The organism is Dyella monticola, from assembly GCF_003363155.1.
Taxonomy (GTDB): Bacteria; Pseudomonadota; Gammaproteobacteria; order Xanthomonadales; family Rhodanobacteraceae; genus Dyella_B; species Dyella_B monticola.
The window spans coordinates 445,861-461,671 of record NZ_QRBE01000002.1 but is presented as its reverse complement, the minus strand read 5'-3'; the positions used below and the strand labels follow the sequence as shown (position 1 = coordinate 461,671).

General features: G+C 60.1%; 12 protein-coding genes and 2 tRNA genes. 5 read left to right on the top strand and 9 right to left on the bottom strand.

Translation table 11 applies throughout. The annotated features are described in order from the left end of the window. Positions 1-18: 18 nt before the first annotated feature. From DWU98_RS05685 to DWU98_RS05660, 6 genes are read right to left on the bottom strand one after another with little or no spacing between them, the layout of a single operon-like run. Complete coding sequence (locus DWU98_RS05685; RefSeq protein ID WP_115494508.1) at positions 19-1,596, bottom strand: aldehyde dehydrogenase (NADP(+)); 1,578 nt, start codon at positions 1,594-1,596, stop codon at positions 19-21. Between the two features lie 13 nt (positions 1,597-1,609). Next, positions 1,610-2,518, bottom strand: a complete 909-nt coding sequence (locus DWU98_RS05680; RefSeq protein ID WP_115494507.1) for a dihydrodipicolinate synthase family protein — start codon at positions 2,516-2,518, stop codon at positions 1,610-1,612. Beyond that, positions 2,515-3,804 carry an FAD-dependent oxidoreductase gene (locus DWU98_RS05675; protein WP_115494506.1) on the bottom strand — a complete coding sequence of 430 codons (1,290 nt, stop codon included), beginning with the start codon at positions 3,802-3,804 and terminating at the stop codon, positions 2,515-2,517. The genes DWU98_RS05680 and DWU98_RS05675 overlap by 4 nt, the downstream gene beginning before the upstream one ends. Beyond that, positions 3,797-4,045: a (2Fe-2S)-binding protein gene (locus DWU98_RS05670; protein ID WP_115494505.1), complete on the bottom strand. Its 249-nt coding sequence runs from the start codon at positions 4,043-4,045 to the stop codon at positions 3,797-3,799. The genes DWU98_RS05675 and DWU98_RS05670 overlap by 8 nt, the downstream gene beginning before the upstream one ends. After that, positions 4,042-5,157 carry an NAD(P)/FAD-dependent oxidoreductase gene (locus DWU98_RS05665; protein ID WP_115494504.1) on the bottom strand — a complete coding sequence of 372 codons (1,116 nt, stop codon included), beginning with the start codon at positions 5,155-5,157 and terminating at the stop codon, positions 4,042-4,044. Before DWU98_RS05665 ends, DWU98_RS05670 begins: the two co-directional genes overlap by 4 nt. Continuing rightward, positions 5,136-6,080: a 4-hydroxyproline epimerase gene (locus DWU98_RS05660; RefSeq protein ID WP_115494503.1), complete on the bottom strand. Its 945-nt coding sequence runs from the start codon at positions 6,078-6,080 to the stop codon at positions 5,136-5,138. Before DWU98_RS05660 ends, DWU98_RS05665 begins: the two co-directional genes overlap by 22 nt. A 211-nt stretch (positions 6,081-6,291) precedes the next feature. On the opposite strand from DWU98_RS05660, the gene DWU98_RS05655 reads away from it, so the two are divergent. The 4 genes from DWU98_RS05655 to DWU98_RS05640 all read left to right on the top strand — a co-directional run bounded on the left by DWU98_RS05655 (position 6,292) and on the right by DWU98_RS05640 (position 8,447). Further along, complete coding sequence (locus DWU98_RS05655; RefSeq protein WP_115494633.1) at positions 6,292-7,023, top strand: AraC family transcriptional regulator; 732 nt, start codon at positions 6,292-6,294, stop codon at positions 7,021-7,023. 111 nt (positions 7,024-7,134) lie between these two features. Further along, positions 7,135-7,210: transfer RNA gene (locus tag DWU98_RS05650), tRNA-Gly, on the top strand. A gap of 80 nt (positions 7,211-7,290) precedes the next feature. Further along, a tRNA-Cys gene (locus tag DWU98_RS05645) sits at positions 7,291-7,364 on the top strand. 633 nt (positions 7,365-7,997) lie between these two features. Further along, entirely contained in the window at positions 7,998-8,447 is a 450-nt protein-coding gene (locus tag DWU98_RS05640) for a hypothetical protein (RefSeq protein ID WP_115494502.1), read from the top strand. Between the two features lie 33 nt (positions 8,448-8,480). Here DWU98_RS05640 and DWU98_RS05635 read toward each other — a convergent pair whose 3' ends face one another. The 3 genes from DWU98_RS05635 to DWU98_RS05625 form a co-directional block, all read right to left on the bottom strand. Continuing rightward, positions 8,481-10,130: an MASE1 domain-containing protein gene (locus DWU98_RS05635; protein ID WP_158544984.1), complete on the bottom strand. Its 1,650-nt coding sequence runs from the start codon at positions 10,128-10,130 to the stop codon at positions 8,481-8,483. 381 nt (positions 10,131-10,511) lie between these two features. Continuing rightward, complete coding sequence (locus tag DWU98_RS05630) at positions 10,512-11,714, bottom strand: cation:proton antiporter (RefSeq protein ID WP_115494500.1); 1,203 nt, start codon at positions 11,712-11,714, stop codon at positions 10,512-10,514. Between the two features lie 43 nt (positions 11,715-11,757). Beyond that, complete coding sequence (locus DWU98_RS05625) at positions 11,758-13,215, bottom strand: MFS transporter (protein ID WP_115494499.1); 1,458 nt, start codon at positions 13,213-13,215, stop codon at positions 11,758-11,760. A 203-nt stretch (positions 13,216-13,418) separates the two neighbouring features. Here DWU98_RS05625 and ligA point away from each other — a divergent pair, with 203 nt between their 5' ends. Next, positions 13,419-15,806: an NAD-dependent DNA ligase LigA gene (ligA, locus tag DWU98_RS05620; protein WP_115494632.1), complete on the top strand. Its 2,388-nt coding sequence runs from the start codon at positions 13,419-13,421 to the stop codon at positions 15,804-15,806. Positions 15,807-15,811: the final 5 nt, after the last annotated feature.

The window sequence follows — 15,811 nt, the reverse complement described above, 5'->3', positions numbered from 1 at the left end:
TGTCGCGACCGGCGGCGACTAAGTGATGCTCCCATCCGTCCAGCATCCATCCACCAGCCGCTGCACGTCACCGGGGTTGTGGTTGCGCAATTCCGCGGGGAGCAGGGTTTCAGGTACGTTGTCGTAGCTGTGCAGTGCGGTGAAGCGCCGAATGGCTGCCGGCATGCCCACGGCGGTAAAACTCGCGTGGCTTGTACTCGGGTAGGGGCCGCCATGATTCATCGCCGCACTTACCGCCACACCCGTTGGCATCTTGTTGGCGATCAGACGACCAACCTTGTGACGCAGCGTTGACGCCACGCGGTGCCATGCGGCATCGTCACTACCATCGGCGGCGCGGTAAAGCGTACCGGTGAGATTGCCCTCGAACGATGCAGCAATGCGTTGCATGTGCGCCGCATCGTTTGCGCGCACGATCAAGCTCACCGGGCCGAACGCTTCGGCTTGCAGTGCTGCATGCTTCAAGAACACGTCACCGTCCACGCCAAGTAAAGTCGGCTCAAAGAAATAACCTTCGCCGGCATGGCCACCCGAGAGCACGTCAGCGCCGGCATTGCGCAGACCAGTGACCGCATGCGCCAGGTTCTCCTGCACCCCGCGTGAGAACAGCACCTGCGGTTTGGCTTGGGCAAACAATCGCGTGGCTGTGGCGACGAACGCATCGCCGTGTTCGCCGCGAGGCACGATCACCACGCCAGGATTGGTGCAGAACTGACCGCTGCCCATGGTGCATGATGCGAAGAACTCCTGCGCCAGCGCCTCACCGCGTTCTGCCAGCACGCCCGGTAGCAGAAACACCGGGTTTACGCTGGAAAGCTCCGCGTAGATGGGCACCCCCGCCTTATCGGCAGCAGCCTTCAGTGCCAGCCCTCCCGCGCGACTGCCCGTGAAGCCGATGGCACCAAGCCGCGCATCGCCGGCCCATTTCAGGCCGAGCGCGTTGTCGAAGTGATACAACATCTGCACTGTGGCAGCGGGCAGGCCCGCTTCGAGCAACGACGCGTGCGCAAGCTGCGCCAGCCGTTGACTGGTAGCCGGATGCAGCGGATGCGCTTTGGTGATGACCGGATTTCGCGCTGCAATCGCGGAGGCAAAATCACTTCCGGCGATCGCATTGAACGCAAACGGAAAGTTGTTCGGGCCCATGACCAGTACAGGCTTGCCAAGGGGCGCGCGGTGTGAGCGGAGGCCGCCGTGCGTGTCGATCACCGGATCGGTCCACGCATACGTGCGGACCGCCTTGGCTGCCAGTCGCAATTGATGACTGGTACGCGGCAGTTCTACCGTGCGCAAGCGCGGTTCGGCTGGCAACGCGGTTTCTGCATGCGCCAACGCTACCAGTTGATCGGCGTCAGCTTCGATTGCAGCGGCATAACGTTCCAGGAATTCGGCGATGCGTATCGGTGGTGTTGCAACCAACGTATCGACGACGTCGATCGCCGCCTGCATCGCTGCCTCGATATCGCCAGCACCGTTGATAGGAAAGGCGGGACCGATCGCTTCGGCACGGCCAGGATTCTCCGCACGGAAACTGCCTTGTGCATCCAGCGACGCGCGCCAGCTTCCACCTATCAATACTTGCTCAAGCGTAGTCATGGCTAACCTCAACTCAAATAGCCGGCTTGGTGGCGATAGCGTGATCGATAATCTTCAACGCCTGCTCGCGTTCGGTGCCAGCTACAGGCAGGCGTGGTGCGCGAACGCGCTCACTGCCCATGTTCGTTTTTTCCTGCACCAGCTTGATGAGCTGCACAAAGGTCGGCACGGTATCCAGGCGCAACAGCGGCAGAAACCATTTGTACAATGCCTCGGCCGCTTTCGGACCGCCGTCGCGCGCCAACTCGAACAGTTTTACCGATTCTTTGGGATAGGCATTGACCAGACCCGCGATCCAGCCAACGGCGCCCATCGCCACACCTTCGACAATGGCATCGTCCATACCCACCAACAGTTGCAGGCGATCACCCAGCAACGCGCGAATGCCGGCGAAGCGACGCACGTCGGCAGAGGATTCTTTCACCGCCTGCAGATTCGGGAATTCGGCGGCGAGTTCGGCGATGTGCGCTGGGGTGAAATCGGTTTTGTATGCCACGGGATTGTTGTAGAGCATGCATGGCAGATCGGTGGTGCCGATCACTGCGCGCACGTGCGCGCCCATTTCGCGCCAGTCGGTGGAGTACACATAGGGCGGTAGCACCATCAGGCCGCCGCAACCCAATGCCTTGGCTTCTTTGGCGAGTTTCATGGCTTCGCGCGTGGATAATGCAGCGATGCCCGCAATCACCGGCGCGCGACCCTTCAACGCCTGCACCAGCGTGCGCAAGATATCGAGTTTTTCATCGAAGCTCAGCGTGGCCGCTTCACCCAGCGACCCCAATGGCACGATGCCTCGGCAACCGGTATCGATCATGTGCTGCGCATGCTGCGCGAGAAAAGCATGATCGACCTGGTCGTCGGCGGTAAAGGGCGTGGTGATGGCGGGCAGTACGCCGTGCCACATCGAAGTCGTATGACTCATGAAACGAATCCTTCGGTATCGGAGAGAGAGGAAATCTCGCCCAGCGTGGAAAGCCGGGCTGGGAACAAGGGCGGACGTTGCCCGCTGCGCGCAAAACGGCCGAGTTCGGCCAGCGCGGTGCCGCAGATGCGGCCTTGGCATGCGCCCATGCCACAGCGTGTGGCGAGCTTTGCGCTGCGCGCATCGTCGTAGCCGTCCAACGCGCGCAACGGTACGTCTTCGCAGCGGCAGATCAGCGTATCTGGCATTGCGAGATTGTGGACGTATGGATCGAGCTTGAAGTGTTGGTGCAATGTGGCGGCGAATGCACGCGCGTGCTGTTGCTGTTTGAGTAAGGTGGCGCCGACCGACGCGCCGGTTGCGGCGAGACCCGCAATGCGGCCTTCGAACCATGCGCACTCGCGCCCGCCGATACCGCACGCTTCGCCGGCCGCGTAAACACCGCTCTTATCCGTGCGCTGCAATGCGTCGACGTTGACGCAGGGATGTGCGCCTTCTTGCCTCAATGCGCAACCGAGCATCTGCGCGAGTTCCACGTTAGGCACCAGGCCGTAGCCCACGGCGAGCTGGTCGCATTCGAGCCGTTGCGTGCCGTGAGGTCCGTCGATGTCGATCGACTGCAACGCACCGTCACCTTTTGCGCGCGTCACGACACTGCCGCAACGATAGGGGATGTCTGCCAACTGACTGCGCAGCATGGCTGCCTGCCATGCTTTGCCGGGCCAACGCCACAGCGTGCGCGCAAAATCACGCACGGCAGCTTCGCTTGCTTGTTCGTAAATACCCAGCACGCGGGCGCCATGCCGCCTGGCGGTAACGGCCGCAGCCAACAATAAAGGGCCGCTGCCGGCGATCGCCACACGTCGCCCGGTCAGGGGCCAGCCTTGTTTGGAGAGTGCCTGCAAGCCGGCAGCACCCGTCACGCCGGGCAACGTCCAGCCGGGGAAGGGCAGCAGCAGTTCGCGTGCGCCGGTGGCAATTATCAGTGCGTTGTGGCTGATGTGCAGTGCGTGCTTTTCATCCTGCAGCAGCAGTTCGCCCGCATCCGCGGCAATCACCTGCGTCTGCGGCAGCCACGTCATCGCTGGATGTGCAAGCAGCGTGTTGATGATGCGCCGTGCGCGACGCGGCCAACCGTGTGCGCTGTCCTTACGCCACACTTGTCCGCCGAGATTGGCATGCGCATCGAGGCATGCCACGCGTGCACCGTTAGCGAGTGCCGCTTCGGTGGCAGCCAGTCCGGCCGGCCCGGCGCCGACGATGACGACGTCGTAATGCTCAGCCATCGGTCGCCACCTGCATGCCGTCGCGCACCGGCACCATGCACGCGCGCTGTTGTGCCACGCCATCAATACGTACGCGGCACTCGAAACAGATGCCCATGCCACAGAACGGTGCGCGCGCCTGTCCGCTCACGGAGCGGCGAAACGCGCGCGGAAGCCGCGCGATCGCTGCAGCCACGGAGATTCCGGCAGGCACGCTGATCGTCTCACCGTCGATCTGGATGCGTAGCGACAATGCACTCATGTCGCCACGCGCGCCGGATCGTAAGGGCGTGAATCGATCGCTGTGGACCGTCCCAGCCATTGATCGATCACCAGCCGCGCGCTGCCCAGCGAGGTGGTGATGCCCAGGCCTTCGTGACCGGCGGCTACCCATGTGTTGGGCCGGTCGGGCACGCGGCCCAGATAAGGCAGGCCATCCACGCTGACCGGGCGAAAGCCGGTCCAGATGCGCAGGGCTTCCAGCTGGCGTAGTGCAGGCAGATAGTTGAAGGCACGTTCGAGCATGCGCCGCACTATCGGCATCGACACTTGCGGTGTATCGCTACCGTATTCGCGCGAGGAGCCGATCAGAATCTGTCCAGTGGGGCGCGGCTGCACATTGAACGCCACGCTGCTATCGGCATCGCCGTGCGCGCTTTCTGCATAACCTAGCTCCACCAATTGGTGGTGCACCAGGCCGGGATAGCGATCGGTGATGACCAGATGACCTTTGCGCGCGCGTAGCGGCAGTTGCGGTAGCAATTGGGGTAGGGCGCAGCCCGTGGCAACCAACACGGCGCCACGCAGTTGCGTGCCGTCGGACAAACGCACGCCATCATCGGTCATCACATCCACGCGGTCGCGCAACAGCTCCACGCCACGCGCACATGCACAGTCCAGCAGATAGCGCGCCATGCCCGGGGGATACACCACCGCTTCGCGCGGCACGCGCATGCCGCCGTGCAAGCCGGGTTTCAATGTGGGCTCGAGCCGGTATAGCTGTTCGCGCTCCACTCGTTCGGCCTGCACGCCGAACGACGCCAGACGTGCCAGCTTTTGGGGAATGCGCGCATAGTCCGCTTCATTGGCGGCGACCCACAGCGTGCCGCAGCGGCTGTACTCGATCTGCGCGATGCCGGTATAGCTTTCCCATAGCTGCAACGAGTAATGCGCCAGCGCGAGTTCTGCCCGATCGTCGTCCATGGCCACCAGATGGCCCATGGCCGCCGCGGTGGCACCGCCGCCGATCGCGCCGGGTTCGACGATCACCACACGCAGGCCTTCCTGACTGGCGTAATCCGCGCAGGCGGTGCCGATGATGCCGGCGCCTGCGATGATGAGGTCGTAACTCTTCACGTGCTGCCGATACCCCATGCCAGCGGATCGTTGCCATCATCGATCAACAGCTGCCCCTGTGCCGTGACGTGCGCGCTGCCGGTAATACGGGGCAGCACGCCTCGCGTTCCGGGGGTGTACTGCGCCTCGAACACGCTGTCGAGTATGCCGGCCTGCCGCCATACCTGGCCGGGCGCAAGCTTGCCATCGACAGCCAGGCAAGCCACCTTGGCGCTGGTGCCGGTGCCGCATGGCGAACGATCGTAGGCGAGGCCGGGACACAGCACGAAGTTGCGCGCATCGGTATGGGCTTGCGTGGACGGGCCATTGATCTCGATATGGTCGATCTCGCCGCCATCGGCGCCGCTGACATTCGCCGCCTCCAGCGCCAGGCGAATGGCTTGGGTGTAATGCGTCAGCGCGCGCTGGTTGGAGAGGGTGAGTGGCAGGGGGCTGTCGTTGGTGATGAAGAACCAGTTGCCGCCCCAGGCGATATCGCCCTTGATCTCGCCATAGCCTGGTACTTGCAGCACGACGTCTTTCGCGTGACGGTAGCTTTCCACGTTGTCGATGGATACGCGGCCATCGCCATGCAGCTCGATGCCGACCATGCCCACCGGGGTTTCCAACCGATGCCTGCCGGGTGCAATGCGTCCGAGGTAATGCAGGGTGCGGATCAGGCCGATGGTGCCGTGGCCGCACATGCCCAGGTAGCTCACATTGTTGAAATAGATCACGCCCGCGCATGCGGTGGGATCAACCGGCGGCTGCAATAGAGCACCCACCATGGTGTCCGAGCCGCGCGGCTCGCAGGCGATCGCCTGGCGCCAGTGGTCGTAGCGGTCGCGGAACAGTTCACGGCGTTCGGCCAGCGGGCCGCTACCTAGATCGGGGAAGCCGGACAGCACAACCCGGGTGGGTTCTCCGCCGGTGTGGGAGTCGATGAAGTCGAGAGTAGGCATGCGGCCATCTTCGTCTTCGCCTCCGGCAAGCGTCTAGAAAGGCTTGGGGCCCGTGCATGCGGAATTTGGCATAGTCGGTATGAATTTGCCGCGGCCCCAGAGAGTGTGCTTATGTGCCGAGATTGAGCAAAAAGCGCTTGATTAGGCCGCCCGGGAGCGTTTGAATCGAGGCACTGCAGGCACGGCGACGTTGCGTCGCAACATTTATCCCATGAAGATTTCTGCCGATGAACTGGAATCCTTGTTCGATGCATTGCCGGATGTGGTGTTCTTCGTCAAGGACACCGCAGGCCGGTACACGCACGCCAATCTCACCTTGGTGCGTCGGCTGGGGTTGAAACAACGCAGCGACATCATCGGCAAATCGGTCACCGAACTTTTCCCCGCTGCGATGGGTGGCTCTTATGCGGCGCAGGACCGACGCGTGGTGACCGGCGAGGTGATCGAGAACCAGCTCGAAGTGCATATCTTCGCCAACCGCGCTCCTGGCTGGTGCCTCACGTGCAAGCGGCCGTTGGTGTCGCGCGGCAAGATCCGGGGGGTGATCGGCATATCGCGCGATTTAGGCCTTCCAGACGGCAAGCATCCTGTCTACGACCGGCTCAAGCGTGTACTCGCCTATATGCAAGAGAACTACGCCGAAGCGATTCGCGTGCAAGCGCTGGCGGAACAGGCCGGGCTTTCCATTGCACAACTGGAGCGTCATTTCCGCCGCGTGTTCCAACTCACGCCACAGCAGGTGCTGACCAAGCTGCGCATTGAGGCGGCAATGCGCCTGTTGCGGACCGACCAAACAGTGGCTTCGATCAGCATGGCCTGTGGATTTATCGATCAGAGCGCATTCGCGCGACAGTTCAAGGCGACCGTAGGCATGCCACCACGCGTGTACCGCGCGGTATCCGGCCTCACTGCCAAAATGGACGCGTTGCCGTCGGAAGGGTGAGCGAACGTGCATGGCTGCTTCCTGGCCATGCGGGTTCGTTAGATTCAGATAAAGAAGATACCCCAGGCTATTCACATCAAAGCCGATTCTGCTATAGTTACAGGCTCCGATGCGGGAATAGCTCAGTTGGTAGAGCACGACCTTGCCAAGGTCGGGGTCGCGAGTTCGAGTCTCGTTTCCCGCTCCAGTTTCAAGCAAAACCTCGGTGAGCCGAGGTTTTGTTTTTTAAAGCGAACCTTGACCTGCTATGGTTGTGGTTCACGCATTGGCCAGGTGGCAGAGTGGTCATGCAGCGGCCTGCAAAGCCGTGTACGCCGGTTCGATTCCGACCCTGGCCTCCAATGCGGATGTTGAAAAAAGCGCCTTGCAGGCGCTTTTTTTGTGCGCTCGATGCGCAGTCTGCGAAATGGTTCAGATCGGTGGTGCATGTTCGCGGTGATTGGCAGCTTCGTCAGTTCACACCATCGTCGAGTCGGACGCGTTCATGTCCACGTAGTGCACTACAGATCCCATGAGATCGCGCCCCAACATGGCATTCGTCAACGTCATGGCGATTTGCAAAAGACCGCCATCGGCGCTGCGGATGAAACACGCCATAGCGCAGAGGTGAAAACGGAAAACAGGTTGCTGACTGCGACAAGCAATCGTTCGCGATAAACGGCATCGGCAGGTGCGCCGGCCAGTGCGATAGCAAGCATTCCCAACACGTTGCCGAGGGCCGTGAGCACGCACCGATTGCCGCTAAATGGCGCATGTGTAGTGCCTGGCGCAAACACATCTGTTGCCTCGATTTAAGACGCAATGTCCTCGCATTGGGAAAATAATGGGAGTCAAGAAAATGTGAATGCGCTCCCGCATTCTCGACCGGCTGGATCGTCAGTCCGTGGGTTTAATAAATTCTCCTTCTCGCGAACGTTTCCCCTGTTACATTTCGGCTTCCGGTAGCGCGAGCTACCACAACCCAGGGGAAACCCATGTCACGCACTCAAGTAAGCCTCATCCGCAAAGCTGCATTCGCCGGCCTGTTTGCTCTTTGCGCATCCACCGCCATCGCCCAGACCTCATCACCGGCAACTGGACTTGGCCAATCCTGGCCGAACGCTGCAGATCAAAGCGTCAGTCCCAATTGGCACGTATATGTGTTCATGCTGAACGGCATCAAGTACATCCAGATCAATGATCTGGGCGGTACCGTGCACGCTGCAATCGGTACCGCCAATGGTTCATCGATCGTGCTGCCGGTTGGTGTCGATTCGCAAAACGTGTCGACGTCTTCGTCGTCCAACTCAAGCTCGACGCAGGTCTACAACGATGGTACGACGGCAGTGACCGCTACACCCCAGAGCAATGGGACGACGCAGTTCAGTGTATTGCAAGCGGCGCCGTGCTCAACGCCGAACTGCGGCGGCAATGGAGGATCATAAGACTCATACTGCTTGAGGTCCGACGCCAGTAAATCAATTAACCCACAGGCGCATAGGAGCGGAGGTAACACTCCGTTCCTCTTGCATAGCGTCGTGCAGCAACACGGTAATGCTCAGGCGGTCTTTTGGCATGCGTGTATGCAGTTCTCCGTCGAAGATACGCACATGATCCCGGATCTCGGGAACATCCAGTATGCTTGCTCCGAGTTTTGTCGCCAGCCGTTTACGTTCCTCCGAATGATAAACGGCACTCGCAATGCCAGTTTCTTCAAGCACACCTTCCACGCGCAGAGCTACCCAGCGTTTGCCACGTGTTTCGCCACCGCGAAGCGTGAGGTTTACACCCGTGCAGCTGAGTCTGGATGTGACATAGACGACAACTTCGCAAGCAGCCCGATACGTTGCTGTAAGCACGGAAGGGGCCAATCGTGTGAATCCACGACCGCTGATTTGGCAACGATAGGCAATGCCGGCCTCGTCCAGTGCGCGCGCAATGGTCTCGTTTAGGGCGGCGGGCAGACCGCGCTCGCGCCAAGCAATCGGGTGCATGCTTTCGGCTAGACGATAAACCTGAGTTTGTGTCGCGAGCGCCTGTTTGTAGAAAGCGTGGCTTTCAATGTTAGGCACGATACGGCGCATCTGTTCCAGCAGACGTCCGTTGGTCAGATGCAAGGTGCCAGCGAGGTATTCCAGCGCTTGGGATGCTTGCCTCATGCGCTGTTCGCCCATTTGAAGGTTTTGACGTGCAATGCGCTGCACATTGCGGGCAGTGACGCGCTCTTGTTCTTCTTCCACCAGTTGGACACTGATGCGTGCCCCAAGAACAAACAAGGACGTAACCGCGATGCTCAAGAAAAACTGAGTCGCATATACATTCTCACTGATAGTGGTATCAGCTATCGGAAGAGGTAGCGAAATGCATGCGATGACCAGCGGGGCGCTCAATGCAACTGCTCGCCAGCCGTGTTTCAAGGTCAGCCATGCCATAGGCAAAAACATGGCTATGGTCGCTATCTGCTTGATTTGGTCACTTCCCACTTTATCTAGCCACGCAAGAAGCACCACCGCAGGGAATAGCAAAACCACGGTTTCAAGTACTAACGGGCTGATCAGTGCTTTCTTCGCCTGTTCACGCAAGTGACCACGCTCATAATTGAGCCACGCTAGTAGCGCCCATGGGATTATTGACAATATCGCCAGATACGGCCCAAGGAAAAAAGCAATCGTCCATGGCAAAACCGCCATGGGTCCTGGAATAGCGAGTGAGGTGGCCGAGGCTGCTGAGCTGTAGACCATGTTCCCCAGCGAGACGAGCAAAACACACACAAGCAGCGCCTTGATATCAACTAAACGTTGCGTGCTGCGGGGAAGCGGTGGCATCCGCTCGCGGCACCACCACACGATGGGCATGGTTATCGTGAACGGAGGGATGGATCGAAGAACCATCCAAATAGTCCCCTGTTCAGTGCAAGGGAGAATCTCGTAAATATTCGGGAGAATTTCGCCCACGTACAGAGCAGGCCAGAACCGATAAGGCATGAGAAGCAGGCACGCAAGACGGACTCCTACGTGCACTGGCCAATATGCAGTGGATAGCGGGTGTATCGCCAAATAAAGAAGGCCGTAGCCGACCGCAACCGCCAACTGCAGTAGCCAGTCGTTAGTCCACCAGCGCTTCCCCATGCGTTTTCCCCTGCAGAAAAAGTAACCAACAAATGTGAAGGCGTTGAGTCGCATTTTCCCGCCAGTTCAGCTTAAGGATAAGACAATCCCGGCCGTGAAGTTCGTGTGAGTCTCCTCAAAAAACAGCTTGCTGGACATCACATTGCTGGCAATCCACAGTAGAAATTTGCGGCCATGCTGAAAACCGGCAATCGGTTATCCAAAAGCACAAGTTCTTGCGGGCAAAGGGTGCCGTTTGACCGCTGTGCCGTCGACGTCAGCTTCTCGGGCAGCTATCCCATGCAAGGTTTGTGCTAACGGCATCAGATTTCCCTTGGGACGGAACTCTACGGTGTAACGGCGGGTAACGTGGATACTTGAGAGAGCAGGCCTTCAAGGCCGTTACGTGTCGCGCTGCAGGGTGGGCTCGCCCGTATTGACCGCCCGCCGCAGCAACCAGGCCAGAATGGGCGGGGTGACCATGGCCGTCAGTAGCGACATGGCCACGATGATGGCGTACATCTGGTCGCTGAAAACGCCAGCCGCCAGGCCTAGGCTGGCGATGACCACGCCCACTTCCCCGCGGGGCACCATCCCAAAGCCCACGATAGCCGCGCCCGCGCGGCCCAGCGAGAGCGATCCCAGGAAGCCGCCGAGCAGCTTCGACACGATGGCGATCAAGGTCACAACCAGGAGTGCGATCAACGCATCGGTGCTTGCCAATTGATGCAAATTGATCTTGCTGCCGGTCAATACGAAAAAGAAGGGGGTCAGCAAGGCGAGTAGCGGTTGGATCTGTTGTTCCAACGTGTGTTGCTGGCGCGTTTCGGAGGCGATCATGCCGGCGAGGAATGCGCCGATGATGGCGGCCAGCCCAAACAAGGTGGATAAGTAGGCCAGCCCCAGGCACAGGGCCAGCACGATCAGCAGTGGCGAATGGACACTCTGCGGCTTTTCCAGCCACGTGGAGTTCCAGCGCATCACGCGCGCGCCGCCCCAGCCAATCACGGCGATGAAGCCGATTGCACCGACAAGGACCATCACCAGATGCACCGGATCGAAGCCCTCGCCGCCCTGTAGCGATACCACCACGCCCAGCAGCAGCATCGCCAGGATGTCGTCGATGACCGCGGCGCCGAGAATCACTTTGCTTTCCACCCGCTGCAGCGCGCCCAATTCCTGCAGCACGCGCGCGGTGATCCCTGCTGACGTCGCGACGAACGCAGCGGCAACAAATAGCGACTTGCCCCAATCGAAACCACTGGCGTGAGCCCAGAAGCTGCCCATCGCAAAGGGCAGCAGCACGCCCAGCACACCCACCAGGAACGCCGATTTGCCGACTTTCTTCAGGTCTTCAAGGCGTGTTTCCAGGCCGACCGAAAACAGCAGCAGCACCACGCCGATTTCGGACAACACATCCAGTGGCGTACCCACCGCGATTTGCTCGGGCGTGATCCAGCCCATCACCGAAGGACCGATCAGGCAGCCGGCCGCAATCTCGCCGACGACGCCAGGCAGTTTCAGGCGCTGCGCAACCTCTGCGCCAATCTGCGCCGCGACGAATACGATGAAGAGCGAGAGCAAAATCTCGTTGGCGTGATGCATGGTCGGAATCCTTCGACATAAGCACGTCCACCATGCTAACCGCTCACGCGGGTGATGGCACGCTGGTTTCTTTGGGTTTGTTTTCGAGCCGGGCAAACACGCGGCTGGCAAGGGCCGTGATGATGGCCAGAACGATGACCGTCCAACGGAACGCCACCACATACGCGCCGCTATTTTGGCCGTGCAGCAATGTCTGCATGAGAATGGTGGCCAGGGCGATGCCGAAACTCATGGAAAGATACTGCGTGGTAGAGGCCATCGAGGACGCCATCGAGGCGTGCTTGATATCCAGGTCGGTGTAGATCAGCGTATTCATAACGGTGTACTGCATACCCATGAAGCCACCGTACACGAACACCAGCAATGCAATGAGCGCCATTGGCGTATGCGGGCCAAGCAATGCGAACATCGCCAGCATCACAGCGACCAGCAGGGTGTTCCCAAGCAGCAGCCGTCGATAACCCAACCGTACCAGCGTGCGATTTACCAGCCACTTGGCGCTGATTGAGCCAAGCGCTTGCGGCACCATCATCAGGCCCGCCATCAGTGGCGACCAGCCGCAACCCACTTGCAGAAACAGCACGATCAACAAAAACATGCCGCTCACGCCCAAGCGCGTCAGCAAGTTACCCGAGAGTGCGACCCACACGCTACGCACGCGCAGCAAGGCAAGATCCGCCACAGGGTGATCCGCCCTCCGGCTATGCCATACATAGGCGGCGCCGAAACCCACGGCGAGCAGCACAAACGCCGTCATGTCCAGCCAACGGATGGTTTCGTCCGCAGCGAATTCCGAAGCAGCCAGCAGCAAGGCGGACGAAGCGGCAAACAGCATGAAGCCAAACACATCGAAACGATGGGCCGTATCCAGCCGGTACTCGGGCATTTCGCGATGATTGAGCCATACGCCAACGATCCCGACGGGAACGTTGAGCAGAAAAATCAGCCGCCAGTTCGTGTACTGCACGAGCGCGCCACCGAGCAAGGGACCCAACACAGAGCCGAGCAAACCGAATGTGGCGACAGTGCTCATCACCTGTACGAAATCGTGTTTGTCGATGGTGCGTACCAGTACGTAACGGCCCACCGGCATCAACGCCGCGCCGCCGCAGCCTTGAAGCACGCGCGCCATGACCAGCTCCGGCAAGGTCTGCGCCAAGCCGCAAAGTAGCGAGCCGATCGCAAACACGCCGATCGCCACGCCGAACACGCGCCGGGTCCCAAACCGGTCGCACAGCCAAGGGCTGGCCGGGATGAGAATCGCCAGGGTCAGCACGTAGCTGGTCAGCGCGCTACGCATGTTCAGGGGTGTTTCGTGCAATGCAGAGGCGATTGCCGGCACCGCTGTATTGACGATGGTGGAATCCAGCGCCTGCATGAAGAACGCTGCCGACACCAGCCAGATCAAGCCGTTGTAGCGATCGCGCGAAGGGAGCAGGGCGATTGCGTCCGCCGTGGCCGTTGAAGCGCTTGCGGGGGAGACGGCGGACTGGGAAGGCATGGGCGCTATGATACCTGCTATGGCAGCTATTAGGCTTAAGGAAGCCTGATGACGAAGGCTACGTCGGTAGCGCGTAAAAAGGGGCGCCGGATGGCTGCCCAAGGCGTTGACGCGCCGGCGTGCATCATCGTCAGGATGGCCCTTTGCTCTTCGTTTCATGGAGGGGTGAAGGCATGGAAACATCGAATCGTTACACTTCGCGCATGAGCAAACCGTCAGCCTCCCCATTGCCCACCGCGCGCGCGCACGACTTGCGCAAGCGCATCGAGCACGCCAACTACCATTACTTCGTTCTGGATGATCCGCAGATCACCGACGCAGAGTACGACCAGCTCATGCGCGAACTGCAGGCAATGGAAGCCGAGAACCCTGAACTGGCGACGGATGATTCACCCACCCGCCGCGTAGGTGCGCGTGCACGCGGTGGTTTTGCACAAGTGCGCCATGCATTGCCGATGCTGTCGCTGGCTAACGCCTTCGAACAAGAAGGTGACGATGATCGCGAGCGTTACCGCGAAGTGGTCGAGTTCGAGCGCCGTATTGAGCAGGCCCTGGGACGCGCCAACCCGGTGTTTTCTGTCGAGCCCAAGCTCGATGGGCTGGCGATCAGCCTGCGCTATGAAAATGGCGTATTCGTGCAAGGCGCCACACGCGGCGACGGAGAAACCGGTGAAGACGTCACCGTCAACTTGCGCACCGTACGCGCGATCCCGCTGCGCCTGCGTGGCGATGATTGGCCGCGTGTATTGGAGGTGCGCGGCGAAGTGATCATGTTGCGCAAGGATTTCGAGGCCTTCAATGCTTATGCGCGCGAGCACGGCGAGAAGGCGCTCGCCAATCCTCGCAACGGTGCAGCCGGTTCGTTGCGCCAGCTTGATCCGGCTATCACCGCAAAGCGCAAACTGAGTTTTTTTGCATACGCCGTGGGTGTAGTCGAAGGGGCGACGCTGCCACTTACGCATTCGCAAACGCTCAAGAAGCTGCGCGACTGGGGTTTTCCTGTTTCGTCCGAAGTGAACACAGCGAAAGGATTCGATGGCCTGATCGCTTATTTCCGCCGCATCGGTGCCAGGCGCGACAGCCTGCCCTATGACATCGACGGTGTGGTGTACAAGCTGGATGATTACGCCGGTCAGCGTGAAATGGGCTTTGTGGCGCGTGCACCGCGCTGGGCGATTGCACATAAATTTCCGGCACAAGAACAAAGCACCACCGTCGAGGCCATTGAAATCCAGATAGGCCGTACGGGTGCCGTCACGCCTGTTGCGCGTCTGGCGCCCGTGCAGGTGGCGGGTGTGACCGTTACCAACGCTACCTTACACAACGCCGATCAAGTTGCGCGACTCGATGTACGCGTAGGCGATACGGTGATCGTGCGTCGTGCTGGGGACGTCATTCCCGAAGTGGTGCGTGTGATTCCCGATCGCCGTCCGCCGAAAACGCATCCGTGGAAAATGCCCACGCATTGCCCCGTGTGCGGTTCCGCATTGGTACGCGAGGAGGGCGAAGCAGCCTGGCGTTGTTCGGGTGGACTGGTTTGTGCTGCGCAGCGCAAGGAGGCGTTGATTCACTTCGCATCGCGCCGTGCGATGGACATCGAGGGCATCGGCGAACGTTTCGTCGATGCGCTGGTGGATTTTGGCTATGTACATACACCGGCTGACCTCTACACGCTCACGCTCGACGATTTCCTTGAAATGAAACGCCGTGCGGATGAGCGCGATGGCACTACACCGGAAACCGTCAAAGCCGGCAAAATCGCCACCAAGTGGGCAGAAAACCTGATCGAAGCCATCGATGCCAGCAAGAAGACGACATTGGCGCGTTTTCTTTACGCGCTCGGTATCGTGCATATCGGCGAGAGTACGGCCAAAACACTTGCCAGTTGGCTGGGGCGCCTGGAATGGGTGCAAAGCATGCCTGCTGCAATCCTGCGCGAGTTGCCGGACATCGGCGCCGAAGTGGCGGGTTCGATCGAGGCGTTCTTCAAGCAGAAGGGCAATCGCGAAGTCGTCGATGCATTGTTGAAGGCGGGTGTGGCATTGAGCGACGAAGCCGATCTTTCACCGCGTCTGAGCCAAACCTTGAGTTTGGCGGTGTTGCTGGAAAACGCAGGCATCAATGGCATCGGCCGCCGCAATGCGGAATTGCTGACGTCGCATTTTCCAACCGTTGCAAAATTGCACAGCGGTGGCGCGGCACATTGGATTACGGCCGGGTTATCTCAAAATGCTGCGGCCAATCTCGACGAATTTTTCGGTGGGCATCATCATCTCGCTGCCTTGCAGGAGGCGGAGGCCGCGATGCACCGCCTGCTTGAAGCAGTACCCAAACATGCCAAGGTGGAAACCCTGCCGTTGTCAGGTCAAACGGCGGTACTTACCGGCACGCTTTCCAGCATGGGACGCGAGGAAGCCAAAGAGAAGCTTGAAGCACTAGGTGCCAAGGTGGCTGGCAGCGTGTCGAAAAAAACCCATTTTGTGGTAGCAGGAGAGGCAGCAGGTTCCAAGCTCGATAAAGCGCAAGAGCTTGGCGTGGAGGTGTGGGACGAAGCGCAACTGGTGGCCTTGTTCAAGAAGTACGGAGCCTGATCGGT